Annotated in this window: 18 protein-coding genes; 8 read left to right on the forward strand and 10 right to left on the reverse strand. The window is 46.2% G+C overall.

Annotated features, from left to right (window positions below):
- Nucleotides 1-17: 17 nt before the first annotated feature.
- Complete coding sequence (gene cysC, locus VER99_RS01515; protein ID WP_020335813.1) at nt 18-635, forward strand: adenylyl-sulfate kinase; 618 nt, start codon at nt 18-20, stop codon at nt 633-635.
- A gap of 90 nt (nt 636-725) precedes the next feature.
- Here the strand turns inward: cysC and VER99_RS01520 are convergent, their stop codons facing one another.
- The 7 genes from VER99_RS01520 to VER99_RS01550 form a co-directional block, all read right to left on the reverse strand.
- The gene (locus VER99_RS01520) at nt 726-1631 is read right to left on the reverse strand and encodes a TIGR03899 family protein (protein WP_020335814.1); all 906 of its coding nucleotides are present in this window, start codon (nt 1629-1631) and stop codon (nt 726-728) included.
- A 482-nt stretch (nt 1632-2113) separates the two neighbouring features.
- A complete protein-coding gene (locus VER99_RS01525) occupies nt 2114-2611 on the reverse strand; it encodes a DUF3299 domain-containing protein (protein ID WP_020335816.1) in 498 nt (165 codons plus the stop codon).
- A gap of 4 nt (nt 2612-2615) precedes the next feature.
- Nucleotides 2616-3875 (reverse strand): ABC transporter permease, encoded by a 1260-nt coding sequence (locus tag VER99_RS01530; protein WP_020335817.1) that lies wholly within the window; start codon nt 3873-3875, stop codon nt 2616-2618.
- Nucleotides 3872-4600: an ABC transporter ATP-binding protein gene (locus tag VER99_RS01535; protein ID WP_020335818.1), complete on the reverse strand. Its 729-nt coding sequence runs from the start codon at nt 4598-4600 to the stop codon at nt 3872-3874. The genes VER99_RS01530 and VER99_RS01535 overlap by 4 nt, the downstream gene beginning before the upstream one ends.
- 52 nt (nt 4601-4652) lie before the next feature.
- Complete coding sequence (gene zrgA / locus VER99_RS01540; protein ID WP_020335819.1) at nt 4653-5327, reverse strand: zinc uptake protein ZrgA; 675 nt, start codon at nt 5325-5327, stop codon at nt 4653-4655.
- Between the two features lie 107 nt (nt 5328-5434).
- Nucleotides 5435-5761 (reverse strand): DUF2607 family protein, encoded by a 327-nt coding sequence (locus VER99_RS01545; protein ID WP_373423022.1) that lies wholly within the window; start codon nt 5759-5761, stop codon nt 5435-5437.
- Between the two features lie 143 nt (nt 5762-5904).
- Nucleotides 5905-6456 carry a YtfJ family protein gene (locus VER99_RS01550; protein ID WP_014230691.1) on the reverse strand — a complete coding sequence of 184 codons (552 nt, stop codon included), beginning with the start codon at nt 6454-6456 and terminating at the stop codon, nt 5905-5907.
- Nucleotides 6457-6735: 279 nt separating this feature from the next.
- Between VER99_RS01550 and VER99_RS01555 the strand changes: the two genes are divergently transcribed.
- Entirely contained in the window at nt 6736-6939 is a 204-nt protein-coding gene (locus VER99_RS01555) for a DUF1107 domain-containing protein (RefSeq protein WP_014230692.1), read from the forward strand.
- A gap of 83 nt (nt 6940-7022) precedes the next feature.
- Here the strand turns inward: VER99_RS01555 and msrA are convergent, their stop codons facing one another.
- Complete coding sequence (msrA, locus tag VER99_RS01560; protein ID WP_020335821.1) at nt 7023-7661, reverse strand: peptide-methionine (S)-S-oxide reductase MsrA; 639 nt, start codon at nt 7659-7661, stop codon at nt 7023-7025.
- A 175-nt stretch (nt 7662-7836) separates the two neighbouring features.
- Between msrA and tamA the strand changes: the two genes are divergently transcribed.
- The 3 genes from tamA to VER99_RS01575 are packed head-to-tail and all read left to right on the forward strand — an operon-like array spanning nt 7837 to nt 13829.
- The gene (tamA, locus tag VER99_RS01565; RefSeq protein ID WP_024372773.1) at nt 7837-9552 is read left to right on the forward strand and encodes an autotransporter assembly complex protein TamA; all 1716 of its coding nucleotides are present in this window, start codon (nt 7837-7839) and stop codon (nt 9550-9552) included.
- Nucleotides 9549-13454, forward strand: coding sequence for an autotransporter assembly complex protein TamB (tamB, locus tag VER99_RS01570; protein ID WP_020335823.1), 3906 nt, complete (start codon nt 9549-9551; stop codon nt 13452-13454). The genes tamA and tamB overlap by 4 nt, the downstream gene beginning before the upstream one ends.
- Nucleotides 13455-13481: 27 nt before the next feature.
- Nucleotides 13482-13829, forward strand: coding sequence for a gamma-glutamylcyclotransferase family protein (locus VER99_RS01575; RefSeq protein ID WP_020335824.1), 348 nt, complete (start codon nt 13482-13484; stop codon nt 13827-13829).
- Nucleotides 13830-13975: 146 nt separating this feature from the next.
- Here the strand turns inward: VER99_RS01575 and ppa are convergent, their stop codons facing one another.
- Nucleotides 13976-14506: an inorganic diphosphatase gene (ppa, locus tag VER99_RS01580; protein ID WP_014230697.1), complete on the reverse strand. Its 531-nt coding sequence runs from the start codon at nt 14504-14506 to the stop codon at nt 13976-13978.
- Nucleotides 14507-14620: 114 nt separating this feature from the next.
- Entirely contained in the window at nt 14621-15634 is a 1014-nt protein-coding gene (gene fbp, locus VER99_RS01585; RefSeq protein ID WP_020335825.1) for a class 1 fructose-bisphosphatase, read from the reverse strand.
- Nucleotides 15635-15945: 311 nt separating this feature from the next.
- Here fbp and mpl point away from each other — a divergent pair, with 311 nt between their 5' ends.
- The 3 genes from mpl (at nt 15946) to thiB (ending at nt 19250) form a co-directional block, all read left to right on the forward strand.
- Complete coding sequence (gene mpl / locus VER99_RS01590; RefSeq protein ID WP_020335826.1) at nt 15946-17304, forward strand: UDP-N-acetylmuramate:L-alanyl-gamma-D-glutamyl-meso-diaminopimelate ligase; 1359 nt, start codon at nt 15946-15948, stop codon at nt 17302-17304.
- 5 nt (nt 17305-17309) lie between these two features.
- Nucleotides 17310-17945 (forward strand): flavin prenyltransferase UbiX, encoded by a 636-nt coding sequence (locus tag VER99_RS01595; protein WP_014230700.1) that lies wholly within the window; start codon nt 17310-17312, stop codon nt 17943-17945.
- Between the two features lie 312 nt (nt 17946-18257).
- A complete protein-coding gene (gene thiB, locus VER99_RS01600; RefSeq protein WP_020335828.1) occupies nt 18258-19250 on the forward strand; it encodes a thiamine ABC transporter substrate binding subunit in 993 nt (330 codons plus the stop codon).
- Nucleotides 19251-19259: the final 9 nt, after the last annotated feature.

Raw genomic sequence — 19259 nt, forward strand, 5'->3', positions numbered from 1 at the left:
ATTTACAAGGATACGTTATGACAGCCGACACCACGGTAAAAGATGAAAACATTGTTTGGCATCAGCACTCGGTTGATAAAAAGTTTCGAGCTGACTTAAAGCAACAAAAACCAGCAGTACTCTGGTTTACGGGCTTATCTGGTGCGGGTAAATCAACCGTAGCGGGCGCATTGGAAAATCGTCTTGCTGAGCTTGGTTACCATACCTATTTACTTGATGGTGATAATGTTCGTCACGGGTTGTGCAGTGATTTAGGCTTTTCTGAGCAGGATCGTCGCGAGAATATTCGCCGTATCGGGGAGTTGGCTAAGTTGATGGCCGACGCAGGTTTGATTGTGCTGTCTGCCTTTATTTCTCCTCATCGAGCTGAGCGCCAACTGGTACGCGATCTATTACCGGAAGGTGAGTTTATCGAAGTGTTTGTCAATGCTTCTTTGGAGGTGTGTGAAGGACGTGATCCTAAAGGGTTGTACCGTAAAGCTCGCGCTGGGGAAATCCCAAACTTCACGGGTATTGATTCGGAATATCAAGCACCTAAAAACCCAGAAATAGATCTACCAGCGGGAGAAAAGAGTGTCGATGAGTTGGTAGAACTGTGTATCAATGACTTAAAACAGCGTGGTGTGATCCGCTAAATAAGCATTTAGATCATGGGTGACTAAAAAGTCGTGAAAGTGTTTAAAGAGCTTTTGGAACATAGGTGACCAAAAGCTCTTAAAGTATAACTAAACGGTGTGGTCTACGCGACTGTGTGATTCTATATTCACAGTAAACTTATGATTTATAAGTGCTATTAATTGGTCGTAGTACTCTGTGTTAGGCTTGTTGCCAAGCAGCTTACACAGCTCGTTGCCCGTTAAGGTAAATCGATAATAAAGCAATCTTACTCCTTTGGTGTTGGCGTGGAGTGATAGGTTTTTACCTTGGTAAGTGAGAATTAAGGGTGTTTCAACACTGATTTCTCCAGACTCGAGCTCGGCACTGTGCAGCAGTCCCAACTCAATTAACATCAATAAACTGGAGTAGGGGAGCTGGAACGTCCCCATGTTCAGATTGCTGGTGGTATCTCGCTTGCCAAAGCTGAAAATACCGTTCTGAGCTTTATAACCAATCAACAACTTACGGCTGCCATCACCACCAAAGCTGCAAGCCAAAGAGGCCGCTCTTTGTAGTGTTTGTGCTTCTTTAGGTGACATATCTTTGAGGGCTTTAAGCGCCTTCATCGATGTTGAGCCGGGGTTCGTGACTTCACGCTTGAGTACCTGAGCCCATAGCTTTTGCATCGAACTGTTGTGAATATCCTGAGCCATATCGAAAAAGCGATACAACCAATCCTGTTCCGGCTCGCCCGCAGTTTCGTCTCGGCAGGCGCTGTGGGCTAATTTTAATACCTGTTCAAGGTTCTGTTGCCGTTGCTCCTGACGTCGTTGCTCGCGTAGCTGAGCTCTCTCAAAGGTCGATTGCTTTGGAGTATCGGCTTGAAGCAAGGCATCGAGCCCATAACTTTGTGCAATGTTTTGAATTCGACTGGCACTGTCTTTGATATAGCTGCTTTTTGTGTCGTTTTTAGGACGTTGTTGGGAGTTGGGCTGTTGTACCATTACGCTAGGTTGCTTTGCTGATTCTGCCATTTATGTTCCTACTCAGGTAGCGACGAGTCACGCTTGCCTCAATTTACATCTTAATCCGCTTAACGACCAGAAAGTGACTATCAAAATTTGATCAAATTAAGGCTATCCAAGATGATAACAAATTGTTAAAATTGTTATCGTTATTTTGGAGGGGCAATGAAGTTCTCGGAAGCAAGCAAACTGAAAAAGCACCTGTCGATAGCGTTTCTTTTGATTCTCTATGTGGGCGTTCTAGCGTACCTGTCTCGCTATATTATGTAACACCAATCTAAATAAGCATTTGCTTGTTCATTCGGGTGGAGATCACTGATAGCTGCGTTATATGTTTTGTCATTAGAATAACCAGTTACCGCAAGTTGTACTTTGACCTAAGCGATTTTTCCAACGCAGAGCCTGACTACTTATTTATCCAGACTGGTACCTCTTCACATATGAAAATGGCGCCTAAGCGACGCCATGGGTTTACCTGAAAATACGCGATATTACATATCGTCGTAACTTTCTATTTTTGTCCCTTCGATCAAATACGCTGTTTGAGCTAGCTCATGGCTAATGACTTCGGTTTTAAGCGTTCCGACCACGTAAACCACATCCCAAAGCTCCTGAACTGGCGCTCCCTCTGGGAACTTCACGTAAATGATTTGATTTGGTGGTGGCGGTGGAACGTGAATACATGCCCCGAAGTAGGGTACCAACAGAAACTCAGTCACTGTGTTGGCGTCACCTTCTAGCGGAATGACAAATCCTGGTATTTTTACCAGACTGCCATTCAGCTCCGTTCTCACACTGCCAATCTTAGATTGTTGTGCTGCGCCACCACTATGCTCTGACGCCGAAGGCATGCCGACACTATCAAACAGTTTCCGTTCTGATTCTGGAACCAGATCAAGCCAGTCGATCTTCAATGGATCTTCACTCGCCATTACCGGGGCCGTAAAAGAAATCACCAGCAAGCAGCTAGCGAGTATTTTTTTCCACATTTGTTTATATCCTTATTGTCATTCCATCACTCAGAGATTGTCGATAAGCGCGTAGTGCTGGGATGAAACCAATCATAATACCAGCGCACTGGACAAAACCGAGTAGCATCCATTCATATGAAGAAAGAAAGCTTAGTGTCAGATGTATACCATAATGTTGCTGCATGATCGGTTGCAATAGAGCCAGAATGGAATAAAGCCCCGCAACTCCAGAGATAATACCCGCAGCGGTCAGTAAACTGGCTTCGCTTATCAATAGTGAAAACACATGGCGTGGTCTTGCGCCCATGGCACGCAGAATAGCCATTTCCCGGCGTCTCTCCTGCAAGCTTGTCAGTAGGCTGCTTAGCATGCCAAGTAACCCGGCTACGACGACAAAACCGGATACAGCCATCAACGCTTGCTCTGCGACGGACATCATTCCCCACAATTCATGCAGTGCAACGCCCGGCATGATGGCACTGAGCGGCTCTTGCGGGTAGGTATTGATTTGTCGTTGCAAGGCGAACGTTTGGATGCGTGATTTTAAACCGACGAGCATCGCCGTGATCTGCTTTGGTTGAAAGTCGACGGTTTTTAAAACTTCGGCTTTTGGCGCTGCCCCTAGATTCGCACCACTTTCCCAACCTACGTGAATGGCTTCGATCGCTTCTAAAGATACGTGAACGGTTTTATCTACTGGTGTCCCCGTTGGGGCTAAAATGCCCACGACTTTGAAAGGCAGATTGTCATGGCGGCTAAAGCCCACATCACTGATGCCATGAGCTATGATGATCTCGCTACCTATTTGGTAACCCAGTGCTTTCGCAACATCTGCCCCAATAACGGTTTCAAATAATCCATTGAACTCTCGACCTTTTTCGAAAGTAAGTGGTTGCTTACTTCCATACTTGAAATGCTCGAAGTAGCTGTGGTTGGTGCCCATGACACGAAAGCCTTTGTGGGAGTCACCCAGCGAAATTGGGATAGCCCAATCAACGGAGCGGTGCTGACTGAACTCTTGGTAGCTCTTCCAGTCGATATTGTTGGTGGCATTACCAATTCGAAATACTGAATAAAGTAATAGGTTTACCTGACCTGAACGGCCACCAATAATTAGGTCGGTACCAGAAATCGTATTGGCAAAACTGTCTTTGGCCTGTGTTCGAATTCGCTCAACGCCAAGTAGCAAAACCACAGAAATTGCAACGGTCATCACGGTGAGCAATGCCGTCGCCTTACGGTTCATCAGGCTCTTCCAGGCGAGTGTCACTACCGCTGTCATGACAAACCTCCAGCGCTACTACATTGGTTAATATCAGGAAGGTTAATGGTCCGGTTGAATAGAGGCTCCAGAGTTGGATCATGGCTGACAAATACCAAGGTCGCGTTGACTTGATTGGCTTGCTCCATGAGCAGCTCAATAAAAGCCATTCTATTGTCATGATCCAAAGCGGAGGTTGGTTCGTCAGCAATGACTAACGCGGGATGCCCCATCAGAGCTCTGGCTGCTGCAACACGCTGCTGCTGGCCGATACTCAATTCGGATACCGGACGCGAATGCAGGCTTTGTGGCAAATGCAGCCTTTCTAATAATGCCGAAGCCTGTTCAGCTAACGCCTGATTGTTGGCATTCGCTGCAATACGATTACGTCTGACTTTGCTAAATTGGCATGGCAGCAAGACATTTTCGATTACGTTTAGGTAGGGCAACAGATTGAATTGCTGGAAAATATAGCCAATATGGTCTGCTCGAAATTTGTCTCTTTGGCTGGCAGACAGAGTCGATAAGTCGGTGTCGAGTACCGATAGAGAACCCGCACTCAATGTATTAATGCCGGTTAGCAGCGCGAGAAGCGTCGACTTACCACACCCGCTCGGTCCTTTGATGAATACATGTTCACCGGGCGTGATGCGTAAGTGAGGTATATCGATGGTAGCGATGTCTGAACTCGGCCAAATAAACTGGGCGTTATTGAGTTCAACAACGCTTGATATTGAATCAGTCATAGAAAGTTACCAAAGTAATAGCGTGTAAGTGGGTACTTACACGCTATGTGGTTTATTTGATTACGATTTCGGCGTTGTCTTTGTTCAAACTGGTCGCTGATTGCGTGGTATCCGTGAACAGGTTAACGCTGACTGATTCTGTATTTGGGAATTGATTGAACCAAGCCGTTTTGATTGTGCTCAGCTCGCTGACCTTTTCACAGTTGAAGCGGTACTGTGCTGAGAACTCACCATGGCTGCTGTGCGCATCATGGTCGTGACCTTCGTGATCATCATGGTCATCGTGGTTCGCATGATCTGCATGATCATCGTGGTGTTCATGTTCGTCATGGTCACTGTGATCATGGTCTTTATGTTCATCATGATGTTCATCATGGTCATGACCTTCATGTTCGTCATGCGCGCCACCAAGGGTATGCTCTACATGTACATCTGCGATGTCACATTCCGCTTGTGAATTGATAGTAAAAAGGCTGCTGGTGTCTTCCAGCTTTGCGACCGCTTGTTTTAATTGCTGCTCTTGCTCTGCGTTCTCTGGAGCGTGTTCGAAACCAACCACATCGGCACCCGGAGCGGTGATTTCAACTAACAAATCTTTGCCGTCTTGTGCGATGTTAAACTCTACATGGCCATGCTCGTGCGCATCGTGTTGGCGATATTCTTCTGCCATTGCTGTAGTAGACAGAGACAAGCCGATAACAAGAGCCAAAGTGTGTTTAGATGGCATTTTATTTTCCTAATTTTGCGTCTATCAATTTGAATGATTATGCATCCCAATTGATACTAAGTCTTTTAATACATTATTAAAAATCGCGAATGTGCGAGTTAATAACACTAAATGGTTTGGGTTAATGAAACTTGAGCAAAATTAGGCGGTGCGCGGGCAGAACTGCGTATTTCTTCTAGGTGGAGTGAGTTTTCAACTACATCATGAAACTTGAGCCGAGTGTAAGTCTGGGCTGGTATGGTGGGTTGAGCTTTTGCCAGACCATGGTGAGTCCCGGCAAACATTTGACAGTGATGGTGCGTGTGATGCTCAGGCGTTACATCCATTTGATGAAATAGGCTGGCAAAATTCCATACGATCAGCAAAGCCGTACTGAAAAGTACAACAGTACGATAGCAATGTTGAATTGTTGTTTGCCTGGAGAGAACCATCATAGCGCCTGAGACCCAATTGAGTGTTATAATATAACACTCATTTTTGGTAAAAGTTCACTCTTTTGTCAGTTAAGGGAAAATTCAGACAATGCTGAGGAACGGACTCCTTGTCCTTGCCGAAACAAGGAGCCTATTGATATGGGTTAGATGTTTTGTTTGATTAACTCAATCACTTGCGTGATCTCGTTTTGTTCTAAAGGTCCTTCTTTGCTGAAAAGCACTTTTCCTTGCTTATCCTGAACGATGATCGCTGAACTCTCTTGCTCTAATCCCCAAGCTTTTGCGACTAAGCCATTTTCATCCAATACCATTGATGACCAAGGAAATTCCTTCTTGCTGTCTTGTGCTGAAGACTTGACGAAGGAGCTAGTACCCCAAATCGCATCATCCTGATTGATGATGGTTGTGGTTTGGTAACTTTCTTGAGGAAACTTCGCGGCAGTAATGGCAGACATTAGCGGGGCGTTCATCTCTTTCGCACTGCTGCGTCCGGCTATCGCCTGAATAACGCGTACTTTGCCCAGCATGTTTTGCGCAGCCCATGGTTGATACGCAACGCCTTCGCCCTGCATGACAATTTCACCATAAGCACCAACTCGAACGTCTGGAACATTTTCGCCGATGGTTAAATTATTTGCGAATGAAAGGCTTGGCGTCATAGCCAGCAGAAGTGGTAGGAGAGTCTTAATTTTCATATTGTTATATTCCATATATGTGAGAGCTTTATAACCAAGTCACCTCTGGATGATGGATACAATCAGACGAGCTTGGTTTATAGGAACCATCTGGATGTCGCCAGTATATAAGTAGAACAAGTAAAATTACAGCGAGCTTGTTAACATTTATTTAACGTTTGAGGTGATGTAATATTGCGTTGTTTTTAGGATTTGCTAGAATGAAGTCGTTCGCAAATTGCGCTACAAGATTGTTAAGGATAGACAATCTGTACTTTCTCAAAGGAATTGAGGTGAATTATGCTACGTGAATTCGCGGTATACCGACCACTCCAGGTGGCTCGTTTTGTTAAGACGCTATTTAAAGGTCAGTTTTTCATCGCAGGCGTCGGGAACTTTGATTTTGATAATGGCAAGGTTCTTCTACCAGACGTGAAAGATCAGAAAAGACTCTCTGTGTTCAAAGAAGTGAACCAGGAGATCGCATCGTTGAAACTACGATGAGCAGGTTAAAAGCAAAGTTATGATAAGAGCGACTAAGGTCGCTCTTTTTCGTTAATAGCTGTTGATTTTAAGTTGTTTCTCAATCAGCTTTGTAAACTTGGTGGAAAGCACACACCTGTACCACCAAGGCCGCAGTAGCCTTCAGGGTTCTTCGCCAGATATTGCTGGTGGTATGTTTCAGCAAAGTAGTACGTCCCTGCCGGTTGGATTTCTGTGGTGATAGAAGCTCTTTGTTCTTCTTGCAGTGCTTGCTGGTACTGATGCTTTGAATGCTCTGCAATGTCTTGTTGTTCTTGCGAAAAAGTATAAATAGCGGAACGATATTGCGTGCCGAGGTCGTTCCCCTGACGCATCCCTTGAGTAGGATCGTGCTTTTCCCAAAATGCAGCCAGAAGTTGCTCCAGAGAGATAACTTGCTCATCAAATACCACTCTAACGACTTCAGCATGGCCGGTTTGTCCTGTACATACTTCTTCATAAGTCGGGTTTTTCGTGTACCCACCAGCGTAACCTACTGATGTTGAGATGACGCCATCCAGTTGCCAGAACAGGCGCTCCGCTCCCCAAAAACAACCCATACCTAATAGAATTTGCTGTTGGTTAGACTGCAATGGTGCCGTTAAACTGGATTGATTAACAAAATGCGTATCTTCAATTTGCATTGGCTGCTCTCGACCTGGTAGAGCATCTTCTATACTGATTAGTGTCTGTTTGTTGAGCATGCTATCTGTCCTTTAAATTTGTCTTAAATTTGCGAACTTTTCCCAGTTCGTCTTTATGTGAATACGGATTTACAAAGGCTGCGGTAAAGTTATGAATATTACAGACTTAGCCTTTAATTGGCGCTATTATGACACAAGTTTCTTTAATCTCACGAATCTCACGCATCTAAAACGCATGATAAAAAAAGCTCTCCCGATCATTGTTGTTGGCTTGTTTGCCTTTTCCCATAACGCCTCTGCCAAAGTATCTATTAAGCTACAAGGTATAGACGGCGCGTTAGAAGAAAATGTCAACGCTTATCTGACTTCGATTCCTGAAGAAGATTACTCGACTTCGTTGCGTTTTCAAGCGCGATTAGATGAAAGCATCACTGAAGCACTCAACGCGCTTGGGTATTATCACGCAGATATCTCATATTCTGTTACTGAAAATAATGATGAACTGATCATCGATATTGCAAAAGGCTTACCAGTCAAGATCAAAGTTATGGATGTCGTGATCACTGGTGAAGCGCAAGACGATGAAGCATTTGAAGCGCTTCTCGCGGCGTCTCCTTTAAAAGTTGGCCGGGTACTGAATCAAAGCGAATACGATAGCCTCAAGTCAGGAATACGTAATTTAGCGTTGCAGCGTGGTTACTTCAAAGGGGATTATCTACTCAGTCGTTTGGAGGTGGTACCTGCATTCAATGAAGCGAACATTCGTTTGCATTATGACAGTGGTATCCGCTATCACTTTGGTTCCATCAATATCACCGGCAGCCAGATTTGGGATGAGCGCGTCGCTTCGTTAAGTCCTTTTGAGGAGGGCGAACCGTACTTAGTTTCGAGTGTTGGTGAGTACAACCAGAACTTGTCTAATACTGACTGGTTTTCGTCTGTATTTGTTGAGCCTGATCTGGCAATGCTGGAGGAAGGACGTGAGTTACCAGTTAAGGTTTCTCTTGCTCCGGCGGCCAAAAACCAGATAGAAACCGGTCTTGGTTACTCCACTGATACTGGCGTACGTGGCACGTTGAAATGGAAAAAGCCCTGGATCAGTTCCCGTGGCCACAGTCTAGATACCGCACTTTCCCTGTCCCAACCGGAACAAACCATCACAGCAGGCTACAAAATACCGCTTGATGACGTTTTGCATGAATACTACCAGCTCCAGTTTGGCTTAAAGCATTTGGACAACCGTGATACCGAAAGTTTAGAAACGAATTTAGCGGTAGAACGCCACTGGATCGTTGATGGTGGCTGGCGTAAGACTTTGTATATACGTCACTTGTACGAAAACTTCTCTCAGGGTCTACAGGAAGACGGTGTGCAGTTCTTGCTTCCTGGCGCAACGTTCTCACGTACAAGAAGTCGTGGCGGCAGCATGCCAATGTGGGGCGACAAGCAAACCATCACGTTTGAGTATGGTGACCCGGCCGTTTTATCTGCGACCCGAGTCTTTCGCTTTTTGGGCCGAACCTCTTGGATCCGTGGGATTGGTGAAAACCATCGTGGACTTTTCCGCTTAGAAGGCGGCGCTAACTTTATGGACGAGTTTGATAAGCTGCCTCCATCGTTGCGTTTCTTTGCTGGTGGTGACAATAACATCCGTGGTTATGGTTATGAATCTATCTCGCCGGTCGATGAAAGTGGAGCGTTAACGGGGGCAAAATATATCCTGAGTAGCACGCTTGAGTATCAATATCGTCTTACTGGTAACTGGTGGGGGGCGACTTTCTACGATATTGGTGATGCATTTGATGATACCCCCGTATGGAAAGCGGGTGCCGGGGTAGGTATCCGCTGGGCTTCGCCGGTTGGTCCGGTCAGCTTTGATTTTGCATGGGGATTGGATGACCCACAGAAGAACGAATTTCGTATCCATTTCTCATTGGGGCCTGAACTATGATGCAAAAGATGTTTAAGTGGACCAAATGGCTATCGCTAGGTTTGATTGGTCTTCTGTTGTTGATCATCATTTTAGTCTCAACAGTTCTCTTTACTCACCCTGGATTAAAGCTCGCCATATGGGGGGTAGAAACAGCCGTGCCACAATTGAAAGTGGAGAACGTCCAGGGCTCGTTATTTCCACGTTTTGCATTGGAAAACGTCAGCTTTGTTGATGAAACACTGAATGTTGATGCGAAAGTCGAACGCCTGACCTTAGCGGTTAACTTCCGTTGCTTTTTCGATCCTAGAGTGTGTGTCGATGAGCTTTCATTGCAGGGCGTAAACTTCCAGATGCCGGAACTGCCACCTGCGAGTGACGAGCCAGAAGAAGAGACGCCTCCGCTGCGTTCAATCAGTACGCCAGTGCCAATTTTCGTCAACAAAGTTAGCTTCAATGATATCAACCTGAATGTTTTGGGTAATCAAGTTGACTGGCAGGATTTCACAACCGCGTTATCGATGCAAGGCGACCGCTTAGTCATTGCGCCAACAGCATTAAATGAGATCAATGTTGCATTGGCACCAACGGACACCGAACAAGCACCTACTGAAACTGACGTTGCAGAAGTCGAGAAAGCTACAGCCGAAGGGGGTGAAAGCGAGGGGGATGAGTCCCAGAGTGCTCCAGTCGCTGGCACTGATACTGAAGTCGCTGATTCCCAGACCGATGCAACTAACGCAACGGATTCGGAAATAGTAAAAACAGCCGATGCAGAGCCGCAAGATATTGTTTTACCTGAAGTCTGGATTCCGTTGACCGTCGATGTCCGACGTCTCGATATTCATCACTTCAAGTTAGCTGGTGAAACGCCGGTTATTGTTCATCATCTCGGTTTGGTGGCGAAGGCGGGCCGTGATCGTGTTGATTTGCAAACACTTGAGCTCGACATGCCTGAAGTTGAGGCTACGCTGAGTACGCAAGTGACACTTTCTGCAGACTACCCTCTTAGTGCCCAACTGGATGCGCTAGTGAAACATGCCGAAGCGAAAGGACAGAAGTTGTCGCTGTCAGCATCTGGCTCAGCAGGCGATTTATCGCTGCAGGCAACACTGTCTGAACTGACTAAAGCCGAAATCCAAGCCAAAATTCAGCCACTGAAAGTGCAGTTACCGTTTGATGTAACCCTCAACAATGTCGAAGCTCAGTGGCCTTTGTTGGGAGAAAGTGACTATCAGGTTGCTGTACCGAGTCTTACCGCTAAAGGTTCGTTAGAGGGCTACGAGGTGGCGCTGGAAACTAAAGCATCTGGTAAGGATATTCCTGCGGTAGATGTGGCGCTAAACGGAAAGGGCACCCTAGAGCAAATTGATCTGGAAAGTCTTGTGGTGAAAACCTTAGGCGGCGAACTGTCGGGCAAGGTTATGGCTAACTGGGCGGCACCAATCAACTGGCAAGCCGATCTCAATTTGCAACACATCCAGCCGGATCTTCAGTGGCAGGAAGCGGAAGGGGACATCAGCGGTAGCTTATCAACCTCTGGGTCGCTGACGGAGCAAGGCGGCTGGCAGGTTAGTCTTCCTACCCTTGATATTGATGGTGTTTTACGTGGTTACCCACTAAAAGTGAAGGGGCAGTTAGAAGCCTCTGATAAAAATGGCAAAGCCGAAGATATCCAGCTTACAACTCAAGGTTTAGTATTGGCTCATGGTCCTAACCAGTTGAGTGCCAAGGGTAAGATCGATAAACAAATCTTGATGGACGTTGAGGTTAACTTCCCTGATTTTGCGAAAAGTGTGCCTGATCTTAGCGGCAATATGAACGGTAAAATTGCGGTACGAGGCAGCTTAAAAGAGCCGAACATCAACCTGGATCTTGCCGTCAATAAAGCGAACTGGCAGCAGTTAGCCAAAGTAGAAACGGTCACGCTGAAAGGGGATGTTTCACCGTTACCCGTACCAAAAGCTAACGTGAGCTTAGTAGCAAATAACATTAACTATGACGGCATCAAGATTGATAGCGCTGACCTCGATGTCTCAGGTGATGAAAAGCAGCATCAACTAACCTTAGATGTGGCTTCGGATATCGTCTCAACCAGCCTGGAGATTCAGGGCGCATTTACTCAGAAGCCTGAAATGATCTGGGACGGTGCGCTAACTCGTTTGTCGCTTGATACCATTCAAGGGCCTTGGGCTCTGGAAAAGTCGACGGCGGTGAAGGTCAATATCGACAAGCAGATCGCGGATGTTCAGGCGCACTGTTGGTTACAAGCTGATTCAAGTGTGTGTTTATCTGAAAACATTAGTGTAGGCAAAAGTGGTGAGGCGAAGTTAGCGGTGAATAACTTTGACTTTAGCCAAATCAAGACACTATTGCCGGCAGAAACGAAACTGCAAGGTGAAGTGAACGCACAAGCCTTTGCTAAATGGGCTCCAAACATGAAGCCTGAAGTGACGTTGAATGTCGATATGCCACAAGGCCAGGTGGAACAAGCGCTGGAACAACCAATTACGGTTGGTTGGGAAAGTGTTAGCTTTAAAGCTGCGTTAGCAAAAGACAAGCTCGATGCTCAGTGGCTCGTCGATGTGGCGGATAACGGTGATCTCTCCGGTAATGTGTCACTGATTAATGTCTCTGCTGAGTCTCCTGAGATCGCGGGTAACGTGTCACTTTCGACACTCCATCTGGATTTCTTAGCGCCATTGATTGGCGAATACAGCTTGTTTAAAGCCAATATGAATACCGATTTGGCGTTATCTGGTGATGTCATGCACCCTAGGGTGAACGGCCAGTTCCTGATTGACCAAATTAAACTGAACGGTGAAGTGACGCCAATTGATATCGACTCAGGTCAGGTAGAAATCAACTTTAAAGGCCATCAAGCTGACCTCAACGCTGGCATCAACACCCCAGATGGCAAATTGGAAATTACCGGTGATGCGGACTGGCAAGACCTACAGGACTGGCATACCAAAGCTCGAGTGTTCGCTAAAGAGCTGAAAGTAGATATGCCTCCGATGGTGAAAATCAAAGTTGAGCCAGATATGACGCTTGAGGTGACGCCAAATTTAGCCAAAGTACAAGGTAATATTAATCTGCCTTGGGGACGTATTGTCGTTGAAGAGTTACCACCAAGCGCGGTTGGCGTTTCGAGTGACGTAGTCATTTTGGATGAAAACTTACAGCCAGTTGATGACACTGTGGCAGTACCGTTTAATGTCGAGACCGATATTAATATTAAGATTGGCGACGATTTTCAGCTGTCGGCATTTGGTCTGAAAGGTGGTCTGAGGGGTAACCTCAATGTCACCCAAAAAGACAAAGGTCCATTTATTGTTGGTGAAGTTAACATTGTCGATGGTTCCTACCGCTCATTTGGCCAAGATTTGGTGATTGATGAAGGTAAAATCATGATGAATGGCCCAGCGGATGAGCCTTATCTGTCGATTTCTGCCATCCGTAATCCTGATAACACGCAAGATGATGTGACCGCAGGTGTTCGTGTTACTGGCCCTGCATCTGACCCAAGTTTGGAGATCTTCTCAGATCCAGCTATGCCTCAGGCAAACGCGCTGTCCTACCTATTACGAGGTCAAGACATCGATGCAGAATCTGGTGGTAATGCCATGACCACTACCTTGATTGGCTTGAGTCTGGCGAAAAGTGGTCGTGTTGTTGGGCAGATAGGTGAAGCCTTTGGCGTTCAAGACTTGCAACTTGATACTGCGGGATCGGGTGATGACTCACAGGTGACGGTGAGTGGTTATATATTCCCGGGTCTTCAGGTGAAATATGGAGTCGGTATCTTTAACTCTCTAGGTGAATTTACTGTTCGTTACCGATTAATGCAGGATCTGTATTTAGAAGCGGTTTCTGGTGTAGACAGTGCAGTTGATCTACTCTATCAATTCGAGTTTGATTAAAGCGTAACTCATAACTAAGGAGTGGTTATGCAGCATTTAGTCTTTGTATACGGAACGTTACGCAAAGGAGAGTACAACCATCACTACTTGAGCTCGGGGCAATTCCTGGGGCTGCATGAAAGTGATGCTCAATATACCTTGTATGATTTAGGTCCATACCCTGGGGTGTCTCAAGGTCACCAAACCATACAAGGTGAAGTCTATCTGATTGATGACGATACGCTAACGGCGCTGGATAAACTGGAAGATGTTCCGGTAGAGTACCGACGTGAGAGCATTAGCACGCCGTTTGGTCAGGCTTGGATTTACATTTATCAAGATACCGAGCAGCTGACGGAAGAGATTGCATCCGGGGATTGGTGCCAAAGAGTATAGGTCGGCCGAGTGTCACTGCTGAGTCTTATCATGGCTACGACGTTAGTCGCATACTATGTTGGTGTACAAATCGACTGAAGCTTATGTGACGTTCAGGCATAAAAAAGAGCTGCGTATTTGCAGCTCTTTTTTCATTCTGGTCGCATTTATTTGTTTTGTGCGCGATCGTAAGATTCCAGGATTTCAGCTTTTGCGGCTTCCACGTCTGCCCAGCCATCAACCTTCACCCATTTACCGGATTCCAGTTCTTTGTAACGCTCAAAGAAATGCGTAATTTGCGCTTTCAGTAGCTCTGGGATGTCACCGACGTCTTGAATGTGCTCGTACTCTTTAGAGATTTTAGAGTGAGGAACCGCGACAACTTTAGCATCTTCACCAGATTCATCAGTCATTTTAAGCACACCAACAGGGCGGCAACGAATCACTGAACCTGGCATCAATGGGTATGGAGTCGGAACAAGTACGTCTACAGGGTCACCATCTAGAGACAGTGTGTTGTTCACGTAACCGTAGTTACATGGGTAGAACATTGGTGCAGACATAAAACGGTCAACAAATACAGCACCAGAGTCTTTATCTACTTCGTATTTAATTGGGTCTGCGTTTGCAGGAATTTCGATAACGACATAGATATCTTCAGGCAGAGATTTACCTGCTGGTACATGGTTTAGGCTCATTTGAAACTTCCTTTTCATTGAGGATGAGGGAACCTCATCTTATTACGATTTATTCGCAACTCACTTTAGCGACAAAAACACGGCAGGTAAACACCTGCCGCGTTGGACAAAGGTCTATTCGTCGCGATTCTTCTCAAGGAATTCTTCGACCTTACGTACCATGTTTTTTGAACCGACAAAGAACGGCACACGTTGGTGTAATTCTGTTGGCTTGATGTCCATGATGCGATTCACGCCGTCAGAAGCGATACCACCTGCTTGCTCGATTAGGAATGCCATTGGGTTGCACTCGTAAAGCAGACGCAGTTTACCTTGCGGGTGGCTTTGCGTGCTTGGGTATAGGTAGATTCCACCTTTTAGCAAGTTGCGGTGGAAATCTGCTACTAGAGAGCCGATGTAGCGAGACGTGTATGGACGACCATCTTCAGGTACATTTTCCTGACAGTACTTGATGTACTTCTTCACACCAAGTGGGAAGCGGATGTAGTTACCTTCGTTGATAGAATAGATTTTGCCTTCTTCAGGGATCATCATGTTTTCATGAGAAAGGCAGAAGCTGCCGATAGAAGGATCGTACGTGAAGCCATTCACGCCGTTACCTGTTGTGTAAACCAACATGGTTGAAGAGCCGTAAATCACGTAACCAGCCGCAACTTGTTTGTGACCTGGCTGAAGGAAATCTTCTTCTGTTGCTGGCGTACCAATTGGTGATACACGGCGGTAAATTGAAAAAATAGTACCTACAGAAACGTTCACGTCGATATTAGATGAACCATCAAGTGGATCCATTAATACAACGTACTTGGCGTTTTGGTTGAGTTCTTTATTGAATGCAACCGCCTCATCTTCTTCTTCGCTGGCTACGCCACAAACTTGGTCACGAGCTTCAAGTGCCGCTTTAAACTTGTCGTTTGCATAAACGTCTAGCTTTTGCTGAGCTTCACCTTGGACATTCTCTGTGCCAACAGCACCAGTAATATCGCCAAGGCCAGCAGCGTTAATTTCGCGGTTAACGATTTTCGCAGCTAAACGAATGGATGCTAAAAGAGATGATAGATCACCGCTAGCGTGGGGGAAATCCGCTTGTTTCTCGACAATGAATTCGCCTAGGGTGCGCAATCCAGACATGGTCAATCCTTACATTTTCATTTATTGGGGGTGTTGCGCAACGGGGCATCTCTTTATGGATGTTAAACGTTTGCGCTAAACGTAATTTTATGTCGAAGATCTTTTTAATGGTAATGAAGTAACCGTCTGAGATCTCAATTTATTTGTCTTGTCACTGACGAGTTCATCATTTAGTTCAGTGACTGTACAGTCCGTGTTCAGGCTTGTCATTTTTTTGAAAGTGACAGTAAGAACAAGGTGAAAGTCTCTCGCTTTTCTGGTGGTTATCGCGATAATGAAAGCATCAAACACGGCATTACAAGGTTAAGTTTATGCACATCCATATCTTGGGTATCTGCGGCACGTTTATGGGTGGCGCGGCAATTTTAGCTCGCCAGCTCGGCCACAAAGTAACGGGCTCTGATGCGAATGTTTACCCTCCGATGAGCACATTACTGGAGTCTCAAGGTATTGAAATTATTGAAGGCTTCGACCCTTCTCAGCTTGATCCTGAACCTGACCTAGTCGTGATTGGCAATGCCATGAGTCGTGGCAACCCATGCGTAGAGCATGTACTCAACAGCAACATGCGTTATACCTCCGGTCCGCAGTGGTTGAATGAGTTTTTACTTCACGATCGCTGGGTGCTAGCGGTGTCTGGGACGCATGGCAAAACGACCACTTCAAGCATGCTGGCTTGGATACTCGAAGACTGTGGTTACCAACCTGGTTTCCTGGTCGGGGGCGTATTGGGTAACTTTGGCGTTTCTGCTCGACTGGGAGAAAGCATGTTTTTCGTTGTTGAAGCAGATGAATACGACAGTGCTTTTTTCGACAAGCGTTCTAAGTTTGTCCATTACCACCCACGTACGTTAATCATGAACAATCTTGAGTTTGATCATGCAGACATCTTCGACGATCTTGAGGCGATTAAGCGTCAATTTCACCATTTGGTACGTACTGTTCCGGGCAATGGTCTTATTCTGTCTCCTAAACAAGATCAGGCACTTGCTGATGTACTTGAGCGCGGTTGTTGGACAGAAAAGCAGTTTTCTGGTGAAGATGGCGACTGGCAAGCGCATAAACTGGTCGTCGATGGCTCGAAGTTCGAAGTATCGCTGCAAGGTGAGAAAGTCGGTGTTGTTGAGTGGGACTTAGTGGGCGACCACAACGTGGATAATGCACTGATGGCAATAGCTGCTGCAAGGCACGTCGGTGTGACTCCAGAGTTAGCCTGTCAGGCATTGGGCCGCTTTATCAATACCAAACGCCGCTTAGAGCTTAAGGGTGAAGAGCAAGGTGTGACGGTTTACGACGATTTTGCTCATCATCCTACCGCTATTGAACTAACGGTTGGTGGCCTGCGTAACAAAGTGGGTAACAAACGTATCTTAGCAGTACTGGAGCCTCGCTCTGCCACCATGAAGCGTGGTGTGCACAAGAATACGCTGGCGGACTCATTGCACAGTGCCGATGAAGTGTTCTTGTTCCAGCCAGACAATATTGAATGGTCGGTACAGGAAATTGCAGACCAATGCCAGCAACCAGCTTTTGTTGACGCTGATTTGGACCGTTTTGTTGCGAAAATCGTTGAACGTGCAAAGCCTGATGATCAAATTCTGGTTATGAGCAATGGTGGCTTTGGCGGTATTCACGGTAAACTTCTCGAACAATTAAAACAAAAAGCTTAATCCTTATGTCTCACAAAAAACATCAACAAAAAAAAGCCATTACCCTAGCACTTACTGGTGCTTCTGGTGCGCCTTATGGCTTGAGACTTCTGGAATGTTTGGTCGCTGCGGATTATCACGTCTATGTGTTGATATCTTCCGCAGCGAGGGTTGTGATGGCAACCGAGCATGACCTGAAGCTGCCAAGTGGTCCTGAAGCGGCGCAAAAAGCGCTGGTGGAGCACCTGAAGTGTAACCCTGACAACATTACTGTCTGTGGTAAAGATGATTGGTTCTCGCCAGTGGCTTCAGGCTCTGCGGCTCCAAAACAAATGGTGGTTTGTCCGTGTTCGGCGGGCAGCGTCGCGGCGATTGCACACGGTATGTCGGATAACCTGATTGAGCGTGCCGCTGATGTGGTGATGAAAGAGCGTGGCCAGCTACTTCTGGTAGTGCGTGAAACGCCATTTTCGACCCTGCATCTGGAAAATATGCACAAGCTATCGCAAATGGGCGTAACCATCATGCCTGCAGCGCCGGGTTTTTATCATCAGCCAAAGACTATCGAAGACTTAATCGACTTTATGGTGGCGCGAATTCTCGACCATCTGGGGATTGAGCAAGGATTGGTTCCGCGCTGGGGATACGACCAACGTTCATAAATAGTTATCTTGCTACGTAGCCTGATCTTCATCTAAGTCCCAAACCCCCTCGCGTAACCTAGCATCGCGAGGGGGTTTGGGTATACAATCCATCCAACTCATCGGGGAGCAACCCCATTTTGTATTGTGTTGATCAATACTTAAGGGCGCTGAGACCTAATGGCTTAACCTAGTTAGGCTACGGGGACCCGTAATACCTGAACCAGATAATGCTGGCGTAGGAATTGAGTCTGGATATTAGCAATCCCAAATAGCCACCTCATACCTGTGCCGCTCAACTAATTTCTCTGAAATACACGTGGAGAGCGAGCAGTGAAAACCACTCTAAGCCTAATTGCCCTTGCTGCAATGACAACAACTTCAGCGTTTGCTGCTGAAAACACATTAACCATCTACACCTACGACTCATTCACTGCGGATTGGGGACCGGGTCCTAAACTCGAACAAGCTTTTGAAGCGAAATGTGGTTGTGACGTAAATTTCGTTGCTCTTGATGATGGCGTATCGATTTTGAACCGTCTTCGCTTAGAAGGCAGTAATAGCAAAGCCGATATTGTTCTGGGTCTGGACAACAATCTGATGGTCGAGGCACAGAAAACGGGTCTACTTACAGAGCACAAGGTCGATACCTCTAAAACCATTTTACCAACGGGCTGGGACGATAAAACATTCGTGCCTTACGACTATGGTTATTTCGCGTTCGTTTACAATAAAGAAAAATTGGCAAACCCGCCAAAAAGCATGAAAGAGCTGGTGGAAGAGCGTGATGATCTTAAAGTGATTTATCAGGACCCTCGTACTTCAACTCCGGGGCAGGGTTTGATGCTGTGGATGAAATCAATCTATGGCGACAATGCTACCCAAGCTTGGCAGCAATTGGCTGGCAAAACCGTTACCGTGACTAAAGGTTGGTCTGAAGCATATTCCATGTTCCTAAATGGTGAGTCTGACTTAGTGCTTTCTTACACGACATCACCAGCCTACCACCTGATTGCAGAGCAAGACGCTAAGTTTGCTACCGCTGATTTTGCTGAAGGGCATTACATGCAAGTGGAAGTTGCTGCCAAAGTGAAAGATTCGAAGAATGCTGAGTTGGCTGACGAATTCATGAATTTCATTTTGAGTGATGAATTCCAGTCAGCAATGCCAACGGGTAACTGGATGTACCCAGTCACTGACGTTGCGCTTCCAAAAGGCTTTGAAACCTTGAACGTACCAAGTAAGCCACTGAGCTTTAGCGCCGAAGAAGTGGCGAAAATGCGTAAGACTTGGATTCGTGAATGGCAAAGCGCCCTGACTTTCTAAGAGTTACCT

It is taken from the genome of Vibrio natriegens NBRC 15636 = ATCC 14048 = DSM 759 (assembly GCF_035621455.1).
GTDB classification, from domain to species: Bacteria; Pseudomonadota; Gammaproteobacteria; order Enterobacterales; family Vibrionaceae; genus Vibrio; species Vibrio natriegens.